Annotated in this window: 27 protein-coding genes; 19 read left to right on the plus strand and 8 right to left on the minus strand. The window is 39.5% G+C overall.

Going from position 1 to position 18,124, the window contains the following annotated elements; all coding sequences use genetic code 11:
• Positions 1 to 171: 171 nt before the first annotated feature.
• From ACN6NB_RS08585 to ACN6NB_RS08595, 3 genes are all read left to right on the plus strand, one after another.
• Positions 172 to 1,080 carry a trypsin-like serine peptidase gene (locus ACN6NB_RS08585; protein ID WP_144491261.1) on the plus strand — a complete coding sequence of 303 codons (909 nt, stop codon included), beginning with the start codon at positions 172 to 174 and terminating at the stop codon, positions 1,078 to 1,080.
• A gap of 259 nt (positions 1,081 to 1,339) precedes the next feature.
• Positions 1,340 to 1,720, plus strand: a complete 381-nt coding sequence (locus tag ACN6NB_RS08590; protein WP_228280000.1) for a NucA/NucB deoxyribonuclease domain-containing protein — start codon at positions 1,340 to 1,342, stop codon at positions 1,718 to 1,720.
• 146 nt (positions 1,721 to 1,866) lie between these two features.
• Entirely contained in the window at positions 1,867 to 2,715 is an 849-nt protein-coding gene (locus tag ACN6NB_RS08595) for an STAS domain-containing protein (RefSeq protein WP_039178899.1), read from the plus strand.
• A 32-nt stretch (positions 2,716 to 2,747) separates the two neighbouring features.
• Here ACN6NB_RS08595 and ACN6NB_RS08600 read toward each other — a convergent pair whose 3' ends face one another.
• Positions 2,748 to 3,290 carry an IseA DL-endopeptidase inhibitor family protein gene (locus tag ACN6NB_RS08600; RefSeq protein ID WP_039178902.1) on the minus strand — a complete coding sequence of 181 codons (543 nt, stop codon included), beginning with the start codon at positions 3,288 to 3,290 and terminating at the stop codon, positions 2,748 to 2,750.
• A gap of 296 nt (positions 3,291 to 3,586) precedes the next feature.
• Between ACN6NB_RS08600 and ACN6NB_RS08605 the strand changes: the two genes are divergently transcribed.
• The gene (locus ACN6NB_RS08605) at positions 3,587 to 4,033 is read left to right on the plus strand and encodes a hypothetical protein (protein WP_039178904.1); all 447 of its coding nucleotides are present in this window, start codon (positions 3,587 to 3,589) and stop codon (positions 4,031 to 4,033) included.
• 45 nt (positions 4,034 to 4,078) lie between these two features.
• Here ACN6NB_RS08605 and lexA read toward each other — a convergent pair whose 3' ends face one another.
• Positions 4,079 to 4,699 carry a transcriptional repressor LexA gene (gene lexA, locus ACN6NB_RS08610; RefSeq protein WP_024425129.1) on the minus strand — a complete coding sequence of 207 codons (621 nt, stop codon included), beginning with the start codon at positions 4,697 to 4,699 and terminating at the stop codon, positions 4,079 to 4,081.
• Between the two features lie 159 nt (positions 4,700 to 4,858).
• On the opposite strand from lexA, the gene yneA reads away from it, so the two are divergent.
• The 6 genes from yneA (at position 4,859) to ACN6NB_RS08640 (ending at position 9,274) form a co-directional block, all read left to right on the plus strand.
• On the plus strand, positions 4,859 to 5,170 hold the full coding sequence (yneA, locus tag ACN6NB_RS08615) for a cell division suppressor protein YneA (RefSeq protein WP_144491262.1): 312 nt from the start codon (positions 4,859 to 4,861) through the stop codon (positions 5,168 to 5,170).
• Between the two features lie 17 nt (positions 5,171 to 5,187).
• Positions 5,188 to 5,835 carry a YneB family resolvase-like protein gene (locus ACN6NB_RS08620; RefSeq protein ID WP_041085133.1) on the plus strand — a complete coding sequence of 216 codons (648 nt, stop codon included), beginning with the start codon at positions 5,188 to 5,190 and terminating at the stop codon, positions 5,833 to 5,835.
• 69 nt (positions 5,836 to 5,904) lie between these two features.
• Positions 5,905 to 6,135, plus strand: a complete 231-nt coding sequence (locus ACN6NB_RS08625) for a DUF896 domain-containing protein (protein WP_024425132.1) — start codon at positions 5,905 to 5,907, stop codon at positions 6,133 to 6,135.
• 187 nt (positions 6,136 to 6,322) lie between these two features.
• A complete protein-coding gene (gene tkt, locus ACN6NB_RS08630) occupies positions 6,323 to 8,326 on the plus strand; it encodes a transketolase (RefSeq protein WP_059375396.1) in 2,004 nt (667 codons plus the stop codon).
• Between the two features lie 198 nt (positions 8,327 to 8,524).
• The gene (gene sirA, locus ACN6NB_RS08635) at positions 8,525 to 8,971 is read left to right on the plus strand and encodes a sporulation inhibitor of replication protein SirA (RefSeq protein ID WP_024425134.1); all 447 of its coding nucleotides are present in this window, start codon (positions 8,525 to 8,527) and stop codon (positions 8,969 to 8,971) included.
• 84 nt (positions 8,972 to 9,055) lie between these two features.
• Positions 9,056 to 9,274 (plus strand): YneF family protein, encoded by a 219-nt coding sequence (locus ACN6NB_RS08640; RefSeq protein WP_003212379.1) that lies wholly within the window; start codon positions 9,056 to 9,058, stop codon positions 9,272 to 9,274.
• Positions 9,275 to 9,533: 259 nt separating this feature from the next.
• Here the strand turns inward: ACN6NB_RS08640 and ACN6NB_RS08645 are convergent, their stop codons facing one another.
• Positions 9,534 to 9,707 (minus strand): aspartyl-phosphate phosphatase Spo0E family protein, encoded by a 174-nt coding sequence (locus tag ACN6NB_RS08645; RefSeq protein ID WP_369810454.1) that lies wholly within the window; start codon positions 9,705 to 9,707, stop codon positions 9,534 to 9,536.
• Positions 9,708 to 9,916: 209 nt separating this feature from the next.
• On the opposite strand from ACN6NB_RS08645, the gene ACN6NB_RS08650 reads away from it, so the two are divergent.
• The gene (locus tag ACN6NB_RS08650) at positions 9,917 to 10,624 is read left to right on the plus strand and encodes a cytochrome c biogenesis protein CcdA (protein WP_059375393.1); all 708 of its coding nucleotides are present in this window, start codon (positions 9,917 to 9,919) and stop codon (positions 10,622 to 10,624) included.
• A gap of 94 nt (positions 10,625 to 10,718) precedes the next feature.
• The gene (locus ACN6NB_RS08655) at positions 10,719 to 11,201 is read left to right on the plus strand and encodes a CcdC family protein (RefSeq protein WP_024425136.1); all 483 of its coding nucleotides are present in this window, start codon (positions 10,719 to 10,721) and stop codon (positions 11,199 to 11,201) included.
• 19 nt (positions 11,202 to 11,220) lie between these two features.
• Here ACN6NB_RS08655 and ACN6NB_RS08660 read toward each other — a convergent pair whose 3' ends face one another.
• The 4 genes from ACN6NB_RS08660 to sspO all read right to left on the minus strand — a co-directional run bounded on the left by ACN6NB_RS08660 (position 11,221) and on the right by sspO (position 12,725).
• On the minus strand, positions 11,221 to 11,649 hold the full coding sequence (locus tag ACN6NB_RS08660) for a DUF2621 family protein (RefSeq protein WP_474253311.1): 429 nt from the start codon (positions 11,647 to 11,649) through the stop codon (positions 11,221 to 11,223).
• A 262-nt stretch (positions 11,650 to 11,911) separates the two neighbouring features.
• Positions 11,912 to 12,313: an Hsp20/alpha crystallin family protein gene (locus ACN6NB_RS08665; protein WP_144491263.1), complete on the minus strand. Its 402-nt coding sequence runs from the start codon at positions 12,311 to 12,313 to the stop codon at positions 11,912 to 11,914.
• A gap of 102 nt (positions 12,314 to 12,415) precedes the next feature.
• On the minus strand, positions 12,416 to 12,562 hold the full coding sequence (locus tag ACN6NB_RS08670) for a small acid-soluble spore protein P (protein ID WP_003211331.1): 147 nt from the start codon (positions 12,560 to 12,562) through the stop codon (positions 12,416 to 12,418).
• Positions 12,563 to 12,578: 16 nt separating this feature from the next.
• On the minus strand, positions 12,579 to 12,725 hold the full coding sequence (gene sspO / locus ACN6NB_RS08675; RefSeq protein WP_106025114.1) for a small acid-soluble spore protein O: 147 nt from the start codon (positions 12,723 to 12,725) through the stop codon (positions 12,579 to 12,581).
• Between the two features lie 220 nt (positions 12,726 to 12,945).
• Here sspO and acnA point away from each other — a divergent pair, with 220 nt between their 5' ends.
• The 7 genes from acnA to ACN6NB_RS08710 all read left to right on the plus strand — a co-directional run bounded on the left by acnA (position 12,946) and on the right by ACN6NB_RS08710 (position 17,742).
• On the plus strand, positions 12,946 to 15,675 hold the full coding sequence (acnA, locus tag ACN6NB_RS08680; RefSeq protein WP_039178925.1) for an aconitate hydratase AcnA: 2,730 nt from the start codon (positions 12,946 to 12,948) through the stop codon (positions 15,673 to 15,675).
• 66 nt (positions 15,676 to 15,741) lie between these two features.
• Positions 15,742 to 16,245, plus strand: a complete 504-nt coding sequence (locus ACN6NB_RS08685; protein WP_047203113.1) for a TlpA family protein disulfide reductase — start codon at positions 15,742 to 15,744, stop codon at positions 16,243 to 16,245.
• A gap of 74 nt (positions 16,246 to 16,319) precedes the next feature.
• The gene (locus tag ACN6NB_RS08690; RefSeq protein WP_003211002.1) at positions 16,320 to 16,445 is read left to right on the plus strand and encodes an FbpB family small basic protein; all 126 of its coding nucleotides are present in this window, start codon (positions 16,320 to 16,322) and stop codon (positions 16,443 to 16,445) included.
• A 51-nt stretch (positions 16,446 to 16,496) separates the two neighbouring features.
• The gene (locus ACN6NB_RS08695) at positions 16,497 to 16,640 is read left to right on the plus strand and encodes an acid-soluble spore protein N (RefSeq protein ID WP_008357830.1); all 144 of its coding nucleotides are present in this window, start codon (positions 16,497 to 16,499) and stop codon (positions 16,638 to 16,640) included.
• 14 nt (positions 16,641 to 16,654) lie between these two features.
• Positions 16,655 to 16,897, plus strand: coding sequence for a small acid-soluble spore protein Tlp (gene tlp, locus ACN6NB_RS08700; protein WP_024427090.1), 243 nt, complete (start codon positions 16,655 to 16,657; stop codon positions 16,895 to 16,897).
• A 107-nt stretch (positions 16,898 to 17,004) separates the two neighbouring features.
• Positions 17,005 to 17,427 carry an acyl-CoA thioesterase gene (locus tag ACN6NB_RS08705; RefSeq protein ID WP_024425143.1) on the plus strand — a complete coding sequence of 141 codons (423 nt, stop codon included), beginning with the start codon at positions 17,005 to 17,007 and terminating at the stop codon, positions 17,425 to 17,427.
• Between the two features lie 3 nt (positions 17,428 to 17,430).
• Positions 17,431 to 17,742: a hypothetical protein gene (locus ACN6NB_RS08710; RefSeq protein ID WP_144490481.1), complete on the plus strand. Its 312-nt coding sequence runs from the start codon at positions 17,431 to 17,433 to the stop codon at positions 17,740 to 17,742.
• Positions 17,743 to 17,781: 39 nt separating this feature from the next.
• Here ACN6NB_RS08710 and ACN6NB_RS08715 read toward each other — a convergent pair whose 3' ends face one another.
• Positions 17,782 to 18,069, minus strand: a complete 288-nt coding sequence (locus ACN6NB_RS08715; protein ID WP_024425145.1) for a HesB/YadR/YfhF family protein — start codon at positions 18,067 to 18,069, stop codon at positions 17,782 to 17,784.
• Positions 18,070 to 18,124 lie beyond the last annotated feature (55 nt).

Here is an 18,124-nt window from a genome sequence, read left to right on the forward strand (position 1 = left end):
GGCGGTTTTTTTCTGTTCACATAGAAAGAGATCGATAGAATGAAGGTTGGGAAGTTACAAAACACCTAATTTAAATATGAAATATTTTGTAAAAAATAAGAATATTCTCTCATTTACTCCAATATGAAACAATCGTATGATTTTTGATATAGGACATAAAGGAGGAATATGATGAAAAAGGTGAAAATGTTACTCCCTTCTCTTCTCGTTTTTGGTGCTTTAAGTGTGCCTAGTTTTGCCCATGCCGCATCGGATTCAGTACTAACGTCTGATTATGACATGGTGACTTCTGATGGAAAAGTGATTTCTTCAAGTGATTTCCACAATGATACGAAAGCCCCCTCATCCTTTGACAAAGTGGATGATCTTTCTTCTACTGTTGGCGAAAAAGTAAAACCACTATCAAAATATTTAAAAGATTTTCAAACAAAAGTCGTCATTGGAGACGATGGTAGAACCAAAGTAGCAAATACAAGAATAGCACCATACAATTCGATTGCTTATATTACATTTGGCGGCTCCAGCTGTACAGGGACACTCATTGCTCCTAATAAAATTTTGACAAACGGACACTGCGTGTACAATACGGCATCGAGAAGCTATAGTGAAAAAGGAACCGTATATCCAGGTATGAATGATAGTACTGCGGTGAACGGTTCGGCAAAAATGACTGAGTTCTATGTGCCAAGCGGGTATATTAATACTGGTGCAAGTCAATATGACTTTGCCGTAATCAAAACCGATACGAATATTGGCAATACGGTCGGCTACCGATCCATCCGCCAGGTGACAAACTTGACTGGGACAACCATTAAAATCTCAGGATATCCTGGTGATAAAATGAGATCGACTGGCAAGGTGTCACAATGGGAGATGTCAGGTCCTGTGACGAGAGAAGATACGAATCTAGCATACTATACGATTGATACATTCAGCGGAAATTCAGGTTCTGCCATGCTAGATCAAAACCAGCAAATTGTTGGAGTTCATAACGCTGGGTATTCAAACGGAACGATGAATGGCGGTCCAAAAGCGACAGCTGCCTTTGTTGAGTTTATAAACTATGCGAAAGCGCAATAAAAAATAGAGCTTGTTTCCTTCATAGGGGACAAGCTTTTTTGTATGAATTCATTTAATAGAGGATTCATTTTTTTAACCTGTGGATTTGAGATTGAGAGCTACATCAATTTTTTCACATGTCATTCGCGAACCACTCATACATTAAAATGTCACATTTCCTTTAAGTCAAAATCATGCTTGAGATGGATGAGGAGGTCACGCGCTTTTGAAGATGAAAAGAGGCTGGATCGCTGCTGTCGCTTTATGTTTTGTGATATGGATGGGCATGTTGTTAGGTGGATTTGGAGAGAAGCAGGCAGCAAAAGGGGCTGATCGATATGATCATGTCGTTCAATTTCCAAAGGAAAGGTACCCTGAAACAGGCAGTCATATTCAAGAAGCCATTCGAAAAGGGCATTCAGATGTGTGTACCATTGACAGGAATGGAGCAGATGCCCGCAGGCAAGAATCATTAAAAGGGATTCCGACAAAACCTGGATTTGACCGGGATGAATGGCCGATGGCGGTTTGTCTTGAGGGAGGAAAAGGCGCAAGCGTTCAATATGTCAGTCCATCTGATAATAGGGGAGCAGGCTCATGGGTCGGGCACCAAATCAGCGGATTTCCTGATGGGAAAAGAATATTATTTATTGTGAAATAAATCTGAGGAAAAGGCACCCCTCGAGCGGGTGCTTTTTTGTTTATGGCAGAGCGTATCCGAGCTGGCAGGGAAAAAAGATTCAGTGGTACAATCAATCTATAAGGTACAAAGACTGACAAGAAGAAAATGTGAAGGGACATTTGCTTATGGATAAGAACCGTGCATTATACGATTTTTTTATGCAGCATGCAGAGAAGCTGACTGAAACATGGTATGAATCAATTGAGGACGATGATCCAGAATCGATATATCGTTCAACAGATTCCAGCATCATTGCAGAGCTAAAACGGCAGAATCAAGATTATTACCAGCACTTTATACGAGCTATTATTGAAGACAAGACATATTTACATACTGAATTTAAAAAATGGTCTGAGGATTTAGCCAGTGATCCGAAGCATTTAAATACACCATTAGATTATGTCGTAAGAGAATACATGTCCAATCAAAGAGTCGTTCTGCATTACTTAAAAGAATTTATTAAACAGCGTCAAGGTGACATTGATATTGACCGCATTTTTTATTGGTATGATTTAATTTCCGAAGCGTTTAATATTTCAATCCATGTGTTTATCCAGCAATATGTGAAAAATACAACGAAGAAGCTTGTGGCTCAAAGAGATATGATTTATGAATTGAGTTCACCGGTGATTGTTTTAAAAAGCCAGATTGCGTTGTTGCCTTTAGTAGGTGATATTGACACAGCGAGAGCAAAGATTATTTTAGAAAATACGCTAAAACAGTGCTCGCAAAAAGGGGTTCAGCATTTATGTATTGATCTATCTGGTGTTGTCATTATTGATACAATGGTGGCTCATCAAATCTTTGATCTTGTCACATCACTTCGGTTAATTGGAGTAGAGACGACCATTTCAGGAATTAGACCAGAAATTGCTCAAACAGCAGTACAGCTCGGGCTTCCTTTTAATGAATTTCGCACGGCATCATCACTTGCTCACGCGCTGGACCGCATGACTGAATTTTCTCCAATATAAAAACCAGGCCGATGAGAGGCCTGGTTTTTTATTTAGATGACAGCGTCAATTTGTGTGACTTTCCAATCTTTTTGTACTTTTTCGTACGTAACAGTTCGTTTTACTTTGCGTCCATCAAGTGTTGGGACAGTAAATTCATATGTGCGGACTGTTTGTTTCTTAGAAACAAGTTTAGGTGTGGCTTTTTCCCAATTGAGCATGTTATCTCCGTCACCGACTGGAACAGCCATTTTGCCTTTATGAACAATAAACTGATAATCTTTTAAACCATGTTTGATGGCATCTTGAGTGAACACTTGAGATAGGTAGCTGTTTAATTTTTTCTTTGTATCAAATGTTTTAGAAAGATAGTTGTATGTCATATCTTTATAGGTAAATGATTTTAATTTGTAATTAGAATGTTCTTTAATTTTGTAGCCTGACATTGCACTCCAAAAGTGTTCTCTTGCATCAAGGGCAATATGTAACGCTTCTTTATTTGTCAAAGCGGCTGATTTCTTGGAAGCGGCCAATGTTGTAGTTTGTAATGAGATCATAAGCATAATAGCAGTTAATAAAACAAATAATTTTTTCAAGGCAATTGCCTCCTTTTCTCAATGAAAACTTCTTATGTTACAAATGTTACAATAATTACAGTGATATTACAAGTATTAAATCTAAATGTTTTTTTATTTCTTTTGTTTCTAATTATATAACGTTTGAGGGAGACAAAAAGTTTTCATTTTTTTTATTTTTCTTCTTAATGATTATTTAACCGTTCTAAAGAAGAACGAAACGTCTTTTGGAAAAATTTCTATTTAGACGTTTAACACACTTTTTTATTTATGACATATACTGTCGTGATGAATGTCTAAAGAAAGTGGTGTTTATTATGTATCATCCGTATGAAGGTGTGTGGAATGGGTACTCATATGATAGGCAGATGCAAGGATTTCCATCTGTTGGTATTCCTCAAGGTGGAGGGTTTCCTGGGTTTCCGATCGGAGGAGGTACTTGGCCAGGGCAAGGTTCAGGCGGACAATCTGCACCGCCGGCACCGCCGCAGCATATCATTTCGCAGTATCAACAAGCACTCTCGCAGCCACAGAGTATGCAGTCGCTTATATCTGGGCACGGTGTTGGCGGAGGTCATCAAACTGTACAATTTGCAGCGGGATGTAATAGAAGATGGACAATTGTGTTTTTGAGAAACGGTCAAGTATTTTTAATGTTCGTTCTTTCCTCACAGCCTTTTGGCCGAACAACTGGTTTTATATGGCCGAACTTTACATTTGGTTCCTTCCCAAGTTCAAGTATTCTTGCCTATTCTTGTGCATAAGAAAAAGCCGGTTCTCATCAGCAGCTGATGAAATACCGGCTTTTTTTAATGAATATTTCGAAATACGCCAATCACTTTACCTAGTATACTCACATTCTGTAAAATAATCGGTTCCATTGATGGGTTCTCTGGCTGTAATCTAAAGTGTGTATCTTCTTTATAAAAGCGTTTGACTGTCGCTTCATCTTCCTCTGTCATGGCGACCACAATATCACCATTGTTAGCGGTGCTTTGCTGACGCACGATGACATAGTCCTTGTCCAAAATACCTGCATCAATCATACTTTCTCCCATAATTTCAAGCATAAACACTTGTTCATCTGGTGCTGCAAAAGTCTCTGGAAGGGGGAAGTATTCTTCTACATTTTCAACAGCAGTGATAGGAAGGCCGGCCGTTACTTTTCCGATGACTGGAACGTTCATTACAGCACTCTTTGGAATATTCATTTCCTCTTCATCTAGTACTTCGATCGCTCTAGGTTTTGTCGGGTCTCTTCTAATTAAGCCCTTTGTTTCTAGTCTAGCTAAATGTCCATGGACCGTTGAACTGGATGCTAGACCGACAGCTTCTCCAATTTCACGGACGGATGGGGGATAACCCTTGCTTTTTACTTCATCTTTGATGAATTTCAGGATATCGAGTTGTCTTTTTGATAGCTTCGTCATCTTTTGCACCTCAAAACGTCAATTTTAAAGAAATTATAGCATGTTTTTCCTAACAGTACAAACATAGGTTCGAAAAAAACGTTTGACAGAAACGTTTGTTCGTATTTATAATGAGTGACAGAAAGAGCGAACACATATTCTATTAGGAGAGATGACATTATGAGGTTAAAAGAATCTATTATTTTTATTGGGGTATTCTCATTCATCGTTGGCACATTTCTCTCACTTATTGCAGTCACAAGCCATAATGATACAAATCAGTATGTTAAAATAGAGGTTCAATCAGGTGATACTCTTTGGGGGTTAGCTGATCAAGTAAACGACAGCAAATCAATCGACAAAAATGCATTTATTGATTGGGTTACCGAACACAATGATCTTGCTTCAACTGAAATCCAGCCTGGCGACATTCTTGTTATACCCGTCAAAAAAGAGCATCCAGTCGTATATCAGCTTGCAACAGTACAGTAGAAAGGTCGATTTTAGACATGAACGCAATCATTTATGCGAGAGTAAGCACTGTCAAAGAAGAGCAGGAAACCTCGTTGAAAAGACAAGAAGAAGAACTGCTGGCGTTAGCTGCCATGCACAAGATGAATGTGGTCAAAGTCATCAAAGAAAAAGCAAGTGGATATGATTTAGATCGTGATGGTGTGTTTGAAATGCTTGCTGCACTGAAGGAAGAGTCAATCGATGCCGTTTTGATCCAGGATGAAACTCGTCTTGGAAGAGGACAAGCAAAAATTGCACTTCTTCATTGTTTATTTAAAGAGAACGTAAAGGTATACAGCGTGTTTCATAGAGGAGAGCTTGAGCTTTCAGAAGCAGATGAAATGGTCATTGAGATTGTAGGAGTCGTCGAAGAATACCAACGGAAAATTCATAACCTGAAAATCAAGCGGGGAATGAAAAGGGCAGTTGAGCGCGGATATCAGCCTGAACTGAATTTAAGGCAGCAGGACCATGCACCTGGCCGTGAGCGTATTGAAGTGCCGATTTCAGAAATTGTTCGATTAAGAAAAAACAATATGACATTCGCCGAAATTGCCGCCACTCTTCAGGCATTAGGTTTTGACATTTCAAAAGCAACGGTGCATAGAAGGTATCAAGAATATGAAAAAGACCTTACCACCTAAAGCGTGATTTGTTGTCAAAATGATTGATATTTAGTAGTATGTAGAGAAAATGCTTTAAAGGAGTTTGTCATGATTTCTAAAGAACAGCTTGCAAGAATAAATGAGCTTTCAAAAAAGTCGAAAGAGACCGGTTTATCAGACGCTGAAAAAACAGAACAAAAGCAGTTGAGAGAAGAGTATTTGAAAGCTTTTCGTTCTTCTATGAAAAATACACTTAAAACTGTCAAGATCGTTGATCCTGAAGGAAACGATGTCACACCAGAAAAATTAAAAAGAGAAAAAGATCAGAACCTTCATTAAGGCTGTGATTTCTTGAATTTTGAAAAGATGGGAAGATTATTCTCGTCTTTTTTCATATTTGCATAACTTTTTAGGTGATCGATAAACTAAATGTGACAAAATCCTTCTTTTTCAGCGTGAAATAGTTGTGAAAAAAGGACAGTAGATTTATGATAATGGTGTACACAAGATACGGAAGGGGATTTATATGGAAACGATTGAATTGAAATCTATTGCAACAATACGTACTCTCTCCATAGACGCAATTGAAAAAGCGAATTCCGGTCACCCAGGAATGCCGATGGGTGCTGCACCAATGGCGTACGCTTTATGGACGAATCACTTAAACGTAAGTCCGCAAAATCCAAAATGGTTTAACAGAGACCGCTTTGTTTTATCTGCGGGACATGGTTCTATGCTTCTATACAGCATGCTTCATTTAAGCGGATACAATCTGAGCATCGATGATCTAAAACAATTCCGCCAATGGGGAAGCAAAACACCTGGACATCCTGAATTTGGACACACAGAAGGCGTAGATGCCACAACAGGTCCTTTAGGCCAGGGAATTGCTATGGCAGTAGGGATGGCACTTGCAGAAAGACATCTTGCGGAAACGTATAACAAAGACAACTTTCAGGTTGTAGATCACTATACATACAGCATTTGCGGAGATGGAGACTTAATGGAGGGGATTTCCTCAGAAGCTGCTTCACTTGCTGGTCATTTAGGCTTAGGCCGTTTAATCGTTCTTTACGATTCAAATGACATTTCTTTAGATGGCGACTTAGATCGCTCATTCTCTGAAAATGTGAAGAATCGTTTTGAAGCGATGAACTGGGAAGTTCTTTACGTGAAAGACGGCAACAACATCGAAGAAGTAACAGCTGCTATTGAAAAGGCGAAACAAAGCACAGACAGACCTACTTTAATCGAAGTGAAAACAACAATCGGTTTCGGTTCGCCAAACCGTGCGGGAACGTCTGGTGTGCATGGTGCACCTCTTGGCAGCGAGGAAGCTAAGCTGACGAAGGATGCTTACTCTTGGACGTTTGAAGAAGATTTCCATGTACCTTCTGAAGTGTACGATCATTTCAAAGAAGCTGTCAAAGACGCTGGTCAGAAAAAAGAAGCAGCTTGGAATGAGCTGTTTGCGCAATACGAAAAAGAATATCCAGAGCTGGCAGCACAGCTGAAGCTTGCGATTGAAGGAAAGCTTCCTGAAAATTGGGACCAAGAGGTTCCTGTTTATGAAGCAGGTTCAAGCCTTGCCTCCCGCGCTTCTTCAGGCGAAGTGTTAAATGGCATTGCAAAGCAAGTACCTTTCTTTATTGGCGGGTCTGCTGACCTTGCTGGATCAAACAAAACAACGATTAAAAACACGGATGATTTCGGAAAAAATAATTATGCTGGCAAAAACATTTGGTTCGGTGTGAGAGAATTTGCAATGGGTGCGGCGCTCAACGGTATGGCGCTTCACGGCGGTCTTCGTGTATTCGGCGGAACGTTCTTTGTTTTCTCAGATTACTTAAGACCAGCGATTCGTCTTGCTGCCTTAATGGGACTTCCAGTCACATACGTCTTTACTCATGATAGTATCGCTGTTGGTGAAGATGGTCCAACACATGAACCGGTTGAACAGCTTGCTTCACTGCGTGCGATGCCTAACCTTTCCGTTATTCGCCCAGCAGATGGAAATGAAACAGCTGCAGCGTGGAAACTAGCTGTATCTTCAACGGATAAACCGACTGCACTAGTTCTTACTCGTCAAAACCTTCCAACGATTGACCAGGCACCAGAGAAGGCATATGAGGGAGTAGAAAAGGGTGGATACGTTGTGGTTGAAGCAGCTGATGCACAGCCAGAAGCACTTCTACTCGCTTCAGGATCTGAGGTTGGTTTAGCCATTGAAGCGCAAAAGGCACTTGAAAAAGAGGGTATCCGCGCATCTGTTGTCAGCCTTCCTGCATGGGATCGCTTCGATCAGCAGTCAGACGAATACAAAGAATCCGTTCTTCCTAAAGCAGTACGTGCACGTATTGCGATTGAAATGGGTGCTTCACTTGGCTGGGAGCGTTACACTGGCCTTGACGGTGACGTGATTGCAATTGATAAATTTGGCGCATCTGCACCAGGTGAAACCATTATCGAGAAATACGGATTTACTGTCAGCAATGTAGTCAGCCGTGTGAAAGCGAAGCTGAATAAATAAACGAACTCCAAGCATCATGCTTTTTTGCTATCTGTTTGCAGAGCATTTTCATCCGCTCTGCAAACTTTTTTCTTTTTTCTTGTTTTTTTGACAAAACTAGTTTCTTCTTGCTTCATATATAGACAATTCTTTCTTTCACATTTTTGTATAATACAAGCAATAAACGAGATTGACGAAATGTGAAAGGAAGGGATAGACATGGAACGCCATTATTATATTTATTGGATTGAGGATGAATTTGCACATCACTATTTTGGCAGAGAATCGATTTTGTTTCATTTGTTTGAGTCATTACACTGGACGAATCGCACCGACGATGAGTTAGTTATGCTTGTGAAGCAAGTGGATTATGTGACGAAGCGAATCCCTGCTTTTCATATGCACCAGCGTCTCATGAATAACTTAACGAACATTCACTATACACAAATAGGCTCGATTTACAGCGCTTCTTTACCAGATGGAAAAGGAACCGCAGCATTTATTATTAAAGACCGGTATATCCAAATGTCTGCGACTGGCAGTTATGAGGCAGAAGCGGTGTTTTTTGAAGTGCTGAGAAAAATCAGCCCTTGTTTTCTTGCGATGGACTTTAGTTCAAAGAAGCACGGGTGGCTTAATCCAGTAAAAGTGAGGAATTTTGTTTAAAAAAATAAAATTGAACGTGAAATGTTGTATAATAGCCTTTTGTTTAGTACACTTTATACGAGACAACATGAAGGAGGAAGAATTATGGATTTATGGGTTGTCATCCTTGTAGGCGTTGTTGCACTGCTTGCAGGAGTTGCACTCGGATTCTTTATTGCTCGTAAGTATATGATGAGCTATTTGAAAAAGAATCCACCGATTAATGAACAAATGCTTCGAATGATGATGATGCAAATGGGCATGAAACCGTCCCAGAAGAAAATCAATCAAATGATGAAAGCCATGAACAACCAAGCGAAATAATACGTACGATATTATGATCATAGATGGAACATGGTTATAAAGAATGGACAAGCGTTGTCCTTTCTTTATTCAATTCACCTTCATCAGACGCTTAAAACCACTGTACTTGCATGAATGAAGCAGGGAAGGTGGTTTTTATTATGGCGTCAAACAGCATGAAAAACAAAAAACCCCTATATCAGAGGTTTTCGTTTCTTTTATGGTCACACATATCAACTGTTCTACAATGGTGCGGCATGTTTGATATCATGAAGTATAATTAGTTGGCTGAGTTTGAGTGTAAGTGTCGTTGATATTGTAAGAGGAGATGATCTAGCTGCTGGCTATGCTCGATGGTCACTGTTGATGTCATCCCATTATGCAAGACAACTTTCATCAGCTCTTCTCTTTTTTCTTCGATTTGAGTTAATAATGATGTTTTTACCAAAGTCATGTTCCTTTCATGCAAATCTTGATAAAAAGAATCGATTCTATTATATCCATTTTAAGGTTTATTTTCAAATTTAAAGGATTCATTATCTTGATGTCAAATTAAATTATATAAGGTTTTAAGAGAATAGACCATCTTTATTGAGGTGATGTAAAAAAAATGAAATGATTTTGTCATCTCTTATTGTATATTTGTAAGAAGGGGGTGTTCTTTTGACAGATTTGAATTACTTTTTAGCATTTGGAGCAGGATTTCTTTCTTTTATTTCACCGTGCTGTCTTCCGCTTTATCCAGCGTTTTTATCGTATATTACGGGCGTTAGTATAGATGAAGTGAAATCCGAGAAGGTGATGCTGAGAAGAAGAAGTCTGCTTCATACATTATTCTTTTTAGTTGGGTTCTCTATTATATTTATTGCGATTGGCTTTGGGACATCGTTTGTCGGGAAGTTTTTTAATGATTATCATCAAGCGATTCGTCAAATTGGAGCCATCCTTATTATTTTCTTTGGTTTTATGACTCTTGGCGTATTCAAGCCCTCTTTCCTCATGGGCGAAAAGAGAATACAGTTCAAAAATCGTCCTGCTGGTTTTTTTGGATCCATTCTCATCGGAATGGGCTTTGCCGCTGGATGGACACCTTGTACTGGACCTATTTTATCCGCTGTCATCACACTGGCGAGTAACAATCCTGAGTCGGCTGTCATGTATATGATTGCGTATATATTTGGATTTGCCGTCCCGTTTTTTATTCTCTCCTTTTTCATTACGAAAATGGGGTGGATCAGAAAGCGCCAGCAGCTCATCATGCGAGTGGGCGGGTTTATCATGATTGTGGTAGGGATTTTGCTGTTCTTTGATCTTCTGACATGGATTATCATTATGTTTTCATCATTGTTTGGCGGTTTTACAGGCTTTTGAAATCGTTTTCTACAGTCGCGGCGAATGGTTTTTTTTCGTCAATTGGAGTATATTATACATAGGCTGACCTTAAAGAATAAAGGAATGATTTGATATGATGATCTTGATCTCTTCTATAATTGCGGTATGTATGGCGGTGGCCGTCATGTTTATTCGCATTAAGTCATCTGCAAAACCTGCAACGGCAAAAAAAATTATTTTACCTCCTATTTTCATGAGCACTGGCGCACTGATGTTTTTTGTTCCAATGTTTCGGGTAACTGGAGCTGAATTTCTAGAAGCGATCACAGTGGGGATGTTTTTCTCTATATTTTTAATTAAAACATCGAAGTTTGAAATTAGAGGCAATGACATTTACTTAAAGCGGTCAAAAGCATTTGTGTTTATTCTCATTGGACTTCTTGTTCTTCGTATCGGGATGAAGACCATCCTAAGTTCTTCTATTGATTATGGCTCATTAAGCGGGATGTTTTGGATTCTTGCCTTTGGCATGATCGTGCCTTGGCGGGTTGCTATGTATTTGTCGTTTAGAAAGCTGTCTAAACAATTAGATCCGCAGCAGATTCAAATGAATTAAACCTCCTTTTTAAAGGAGGTTATTTTAATAACGATTCATATGGCGAGTGATCAATGTTTTTTTCTTGAAGGCGCTTCAATAAAAATTTATGATCACGCTTTGGTGTAGCCATAATGTAGCCGCGAATGATTAAGTCTAGATTAATGCTGGCAGCCTGTTCTTTTAATGCCAGCTCACCAATTTTACCCGCAATTTTTTCTTTGGCAACATCTCTAAACAGCTCTGGAACAGGTAATACGAGTTCATTTAACAGCTGTTTGTCCTCATCCCGCCAAAGGTGAAGGCTCTTTTGAATATATTCATCCTGCCAATCAAGCTCTGATTTCCCATCTTCCTTTGGCAATCGTTTAAAAAATTTGCGAAACATAAAAAAGCCACCGATTGCGAGTAATCCGATCATCACTGTACCCCAAAATAAAATGAACCACAAAAACCAGCCGCTTAACATGTTCTCACTCCTTATACCCCTTATCTCTCTATTTTATATTACATGAAGAGAGGATAGAAGAAAATAACAAAAATGTATGTCTATTATCTCTATAAACGCCCTTTTTCATTAATAGCCGCCCATTTACTAGAATGACCCAAACCGATTAGTAGAAATAGAATACATTATCATATAGCGACTCTACTATTTGGCCATGGTGGTTCGCAAAAGGTATGGACTTGAAACGAACGGGAAGAGAGCCCACCTATATGAAGGTGGGCTCTTAATGTTTGAAGTGCGGGATTTGAAAGGAAAATGCACCGCTTGGATGGTCGGAACATTTTTTAATTTTTATCGATATGATTTGGTTTTCATAATCTGTTGCAATGTCTTTGTCGTTTAAATAAAAAGGAAGCATCACGCTTTTTTCAATTGCCTGTTCGCCTTCACCTTTTGGCTTTTGTACTGTGTAAGTCAACGTCAGCTCATGTCCAGCGAAGGTCAGCTTTACATCAGTGATCGATAAGGTGGAGACATCGATTTCAATAATATAATCACGGCTTGTTTCATAAAGATCAATTGGGAGGTGTTCATCATACCAGGCAAATGGATCATCCATTAAAACATTGAGCCAATCATCTATTTCAAGGAAATCAGAGGAATTCGATTGCTTTTCATTCTCCATAAACACTCCTCCATCACATCTCATAATAAATCATATGATGAAAATAGAAATGTGTGAAAGACCTAAAACATCCCGTGTGGTCACGGGATGAGAGGGGAATGATTACATATCATGATGAGAATTGTGCTTTTGTCTTGTATGGTTGCGGTTTTTCACTTTTTTACTGCCTGATAACGGCTCAGGCTGACCGCCTTGATGCTCCTTAGGAGAGTTTTGACGGATGTCTTTCCCTGTGTTTTTATTCGTCATGATGTTAGGCTCCTTCTTATTGATTTTTTTTGCGTTTTTTATTGTTTTGTCTTTGTTCTTCTGTTAAAACGAGTTGATCATCTTCCGTATAGCCTGCGCCATTACCTTGGCTTTTGGCTGAGTTCATGCCGTCAATGACATGATTTGCTTTGCGTTTTGTCATGTTCTTTCACCTCATTTGTAGTATGAACCCGCTGCGCTTCGTTTATGAAGAGTAAACATTTCCTAATGATAAGTTAAACTTATTGAATTTAATAAAAGCATTGTTATTTACTTATGTATGAATTTGTTTTAAGATGAAATTGTGAGAAAATTGTGGTGAAATACGACGATTTTTCTGAGAATTGAAATTGATCTTGATCATCAAAAGGGGGATTTTGGACATGTCGAAACAGCAGCAAGTCGCTAAACAAGACGCTTTTCAATCTAGAAAAACGTTTTCGACAAATGGGAAAACGTATCACTATTATTCGTTAGAAGCACTAGAGAAACAAGGAATCGGAAATGTTTCTAAGCTGCCTTATTCCATTAAGGTGCTTTTAGAATCAGTGCTTCGCCAAGTAGACGGTAGAGTGATCAAGAAGGAACACGTTGAAAACTTGGCAAAATGGGGAACTGCCGAGGTAAAAGAAATTGATGTTCCATTTAAACCTTCTCGTGTTATTTTACAAGACTTCACGGGTGTACCAGCCGTCGTTGACCTTGCTTCTTTAAGAAAAGCAATGGCAGATGTAGGCGGGGATCCGGATAAAATTAACCCTGAAATTCCAGTTGACCTTGTTATTGACCACTCAGTACAAGTTGATAAAGCTGGAACTGAAGATGCATTAAACATTAACATGGATTTAGAATTCGAACGTAACGCAGAGCGTTATAACTTCCTTAGCTGGGCAAAGAAAGCGTTTAACAACTACCAAGCTGTTCCGCCTGCAACAGGAATTGTTCACCAAGTGAACTTAGAGTATCTTGCAAGTGTTGTTCATGCGATTGAAGAAGATGGCGAGATCATCACTTACCCAGATACATTAGTTGGAACTGACTCTCATACAACGATGATTAACGGTATCGGTGTACTTGGATGGGGCGTTGGCGGTATCGAAGCGGAAGCTGGTATGCTTGGTCAGCCTTCATACTTCCCTGTACCAGAAGTGATTGGTGCTAAATTAGTTGGAGAGCTTCCAAACGGAACGACTGCAACTGACCTTGCATTAAAAGTCACACAAGTCCTTCGTGAAAAAGGCGTAGTAAACAAGTTCGTTGAGTTCTTCGGACCGGGTGTTGCTCAATTGCCATTAGCAGATCGTGCAACAATTGCGAACATGGCGCCAGAATACGGTGCTACTTGTGGATTCTTCCCAGTAGATGAAGAAGCGCTTGCTTACCTTCGCCTTACTGGACGTGATGAAGAGCAAATTAATATCGTTGAAGAATATTCTCGTGCAAATGGCTTATTCTATACGCCAGATGCAGAAGAACCAATTTTTACTGATGTTGTGGAAATTGATCTTTCTAAAATTGAGTCAAACTTATCTGGTCCTAAACGTCCACAAGATTTGATTCCACTTTCTCAAATGAAAGAGACGTTCCATAAACACATCGAAAGCCCAGCTGGTAACCAAGGGTTTGGCTTAGATAAATCAGAGCTTGATAAACAAATCGAATTTGATCTTGCAAACGGTGAAAAAGCTGTGATGAAGACAGGTGCGATTGCGATTGCAGCGATTACGAGCTGTACGAATACATCGAACCCATACGTGTTAATCGGAGCAGGTCTTGTTGCGAAGAAAGCAAGTGAGCTCGGTATGAAAGTGCCAAACTACGTGAAAACGTCACTAGCGCCGGGTTCTAAAGTTGTAACAGGATACCTTGTGAATTCAGGACTTCTTCCATATTTAAGAGACCTCGGATTTAACATTGTAGGGTATGGCTGTACAACTTGTATCGGAAACTCAGGACCGCTTGAGAAAGAAATTGAAGATGCTGTCTCTGAAAATGATCTGCTGATCACTTCTGTTTTATCAGGTAACCGTAACTTTGAAGGTCGTATCCATCCGCTTGTGAAAGGGAACTACCTTGCATCTCCACCATTAGTTGTGGCTTATGCACTTGCAGGTACGGTGAATATTGATTTAACAAAAGATCCTATCGGTGTCGATAAAAATGGCGAAAACGTTTATTTCAATGACATTTGGCCATCAATGGACGAAATCAACAGCGTCGTTAAAAGCACTGTCACACCTGAGCTATTCCGTTCAGAGTATGAAACTGTTTTTGACAACAATGACCGCTGGAATGAAATTAAAACGACGGATGATGCATTGTACAAATGGGATGAAAATTCCACATACATTGATAACCCGCCATTCTTTGAAAACCTATCAGTTGAACCTGGTAAAGTTGAACCGCTTAAAGGCTTGCGCGTAGTTGCGAAGTTCGGTGACTCTGTCACAACTGACCATATTTCTCCTGCTGGAGCGATTGGTAAGGACACACCTGCGGGCAAATACTTGCAAGAAAGAGGCGTGTCGCCTAGAGACTTTAACTCATATGGATCTCGCCGTGGTAACCACCATGTCATGATGAGAGGTACTTTTGCAAACATCCGTATTAAGAACCAAATTGCACCAGGAACAGAAGGCGGCTATACAACTTACTGGCCAACTGGTGAAGTGACATCCATTTATGATGCATGCATGCGCTATAAAGAAGATGGAACAGGTCTAGCGATCTTAGCAGGTAAAGACTACGGAATGGGTTCTTCACGTGACTGGGCTGCAAAAGGAACAAACCTTCTTGGAATTAAATTTGTTCTAGCTGAAAGCTTTGAGCGTATCCACAGAAGTAACCTTGTTTTCATGGGCGTACTTCCTTTGCAGTTTAAAGACGGAGAAAGTGCAGAAACTCATGGTCTAACAGGAACAGAAACATTTGAAGTTCATGTTGACGAAACAGTTCGTCCGCGTGATCTCGTCACTGTGAAAGCAATTGACACAGATGGCAACGAGAAAACATTTGAAGTGGTCGTTCGCTTTGACAGTGAAGTTGAAATTGACTACTATCGTCATGGCGGTATCCTTCAAATGGTACTTCGCGAAAAATTGGCAAGCAACTAATACAGCAAAGAAGAGAAGGCGATTCAACAGCTTTCTCTTCTTTTTTAAAATAGTGGAGGATCAATCATGTGGAAAAAAGGAATGGCAAGCGCTGTTTTACTTGTGTTGATTGGTTTACTTGCATGGAATTTATTTGGGCCAAAAGAGCCCGCAATCGGTCTTGAAAAAGGGGATCAAGCCCCTGATTTCGAACTAAAAACCCTTGATGGCAAAACCGCCTCGTTATCTGATTACCGAGGGAAAAAGGTGCTCGTCAATTTCTGGGCGACATGGTGTAAGCCATGCAGGACAGAAATGCCGGATCTAGACGCAATTAGGAGCGAAAATGACCAAGTTGAAGTACTAGCGGTGAATTTGACAACCACTGAAAAGAGTGTAGATCATGTGGCAGCATTCACAAAAGAATTAAAGCTGAGCTTTCCTGTTTTATTGGATCAAAAAGGCATTCAAGCAAGATATCAGGTGCTTTCATACCCAACGACCTACATATTAGATGAAAAAGGACGCATCATGTCTGTGAAGCATCAAATGCTGACAAAAAAAGAAATTGAAAAAGAGCTGGATCTATAATGATTCAGCTCTTTTTGCTTATTTTCCAAATGTTTTGGCGAAAATGTAATCATACATATATGGAGGTGAGTGGAATGAGAAGAAGAAAACGACGCACATTTGAAGAGCTTGTGCTTGAAAATAAAAAAGAATTATTAAGCAATGAGGAATTTTTAAACCAGCTCGAAGAAAAGTTGGAAGAACGATTTAGACAAAAATAAGTCATGAATTATCCGTTTTCGTTCATCCTAAAGGAGAGGGAGGGATGAATAATGGGTAGAGAGCATGATAAACAAGCGCAGTTTACACCAGACCATTTAGGGACAAAACCTGTAGCATACAAACGGAATAAAGGTAAAAAGATGCATAATAAATCAAATGAACAGCCAGATGTGATACAGACAAAGGGCGAATAAGGAGGGGAATCATCATGAATAACGAGTCATATCAATCCAATCCAGATGATCGATCTGATAATGTTGAAAAGCTGCAAGATATGATCGAGAACACACTTGACAATATCGATGAATCTGAAGCAGCGATGTCCGTTTCGACTGAGACAGAAAAGCAAATGATCAAACAAAAAAACGAAAACCGCAAAATGAGTATTGACGCGATGCGTTCTGAGATAAAGGACGAAGAAGCAGCAAGAAAGAATGGCTATACTGAATAAACCAGGGATTCCTGGTTTATTTTATTGCCTCTTTTTAGAAGAACCATTTGGAATGTGGTAAAATGGCAGAGACAGACCTTAGGTTTTGATAGGAGAGCGATGAAAACGTGTATGTATCCAAAAAAGAAATAGAAGTCCGTTATGCAGAAACAGATCAAATGGGCATCGTATATCATGCCAATTATTTAATCTGGATGGAAGTCGGCAGAACAGCATTGATTAAAGAATTAGGGTTTTCCTATGCGCAGCTAGAAGCAGACGGTGCTCTTGCACCTGTTATAGACTTGCAGGTTCAATATAAAAAACCATTGCTGTATGGTGAAACAGCAACCGTTCATACATGGATTGAAGAATATAATGGTGTCAAAACGGTGTATGGCTATGAAATTCAAAAACCTGATGGACAAACAGCGATTACAGGGACAACCTCACATATTTGTGTAGATAAAGACACCTTTAGACCTATTCAATTTAGAAAAGCCTTTCCTGCTTGGCATAAAGTATATGAACAGTCGAAGAAGCAGGTTTAATTTATGGCTTTTGGTATTAAACGAAGCGATTTAAACGCTTGGAAAACAGCTGTCCATGAAGGAAAAGTTGCTTTTTTAACACACTACTGGCTCGATGACCGTTTTCCAAATGCCAATACCGTCACAAAAGCAGCCTGTCAGGATATGAAGCGTTTAGTTGAGTGGGGAGAAAGACATGGACTAAAAAAAGAATGGATTCATGACCGCGAAGGGTTTCCTCATTTTGACTTGATCGGTGAGCCGCAAAAAAGAATTCTGCAAAAGGAACGGTCTTTAGGAAACATTCAAGAGTATGGGCTGTATATTGAGATTTAAAACAAAAAAGATACCCGAGGGATGAGGTATCTTTTTTGTTTATTCATAATGAAATTCTGGTTCTTTCACGGACTCGTTATAATCAATATGCAGATCATGGTTGTCAAAGTACCAAATATCACTTTCCTCAATAAAGAAAGTAATACCTTCTATTTCAGCAGTTGCGCCGGCATTTTGAGGTTCATCTTTTGCGACGCCGAGAGAAAAGCCTTTTTGTACATTACTGCACCCGCCATATCTCACAAAAAAGCGAACTTGATCACCTTTTTCTAAATCTAATTCATCCTTGTACCAATTGAGTGCATCTTCTTTTATTGTTAATTTCAATGTGATCGCCCCTTTTTGAAGTCATGCTGTTTTTAAAATGCAGGATGCAAAAACA

It is taken from the genome of Bacillus sp. 11B20 (assembly GCF_056098985.1).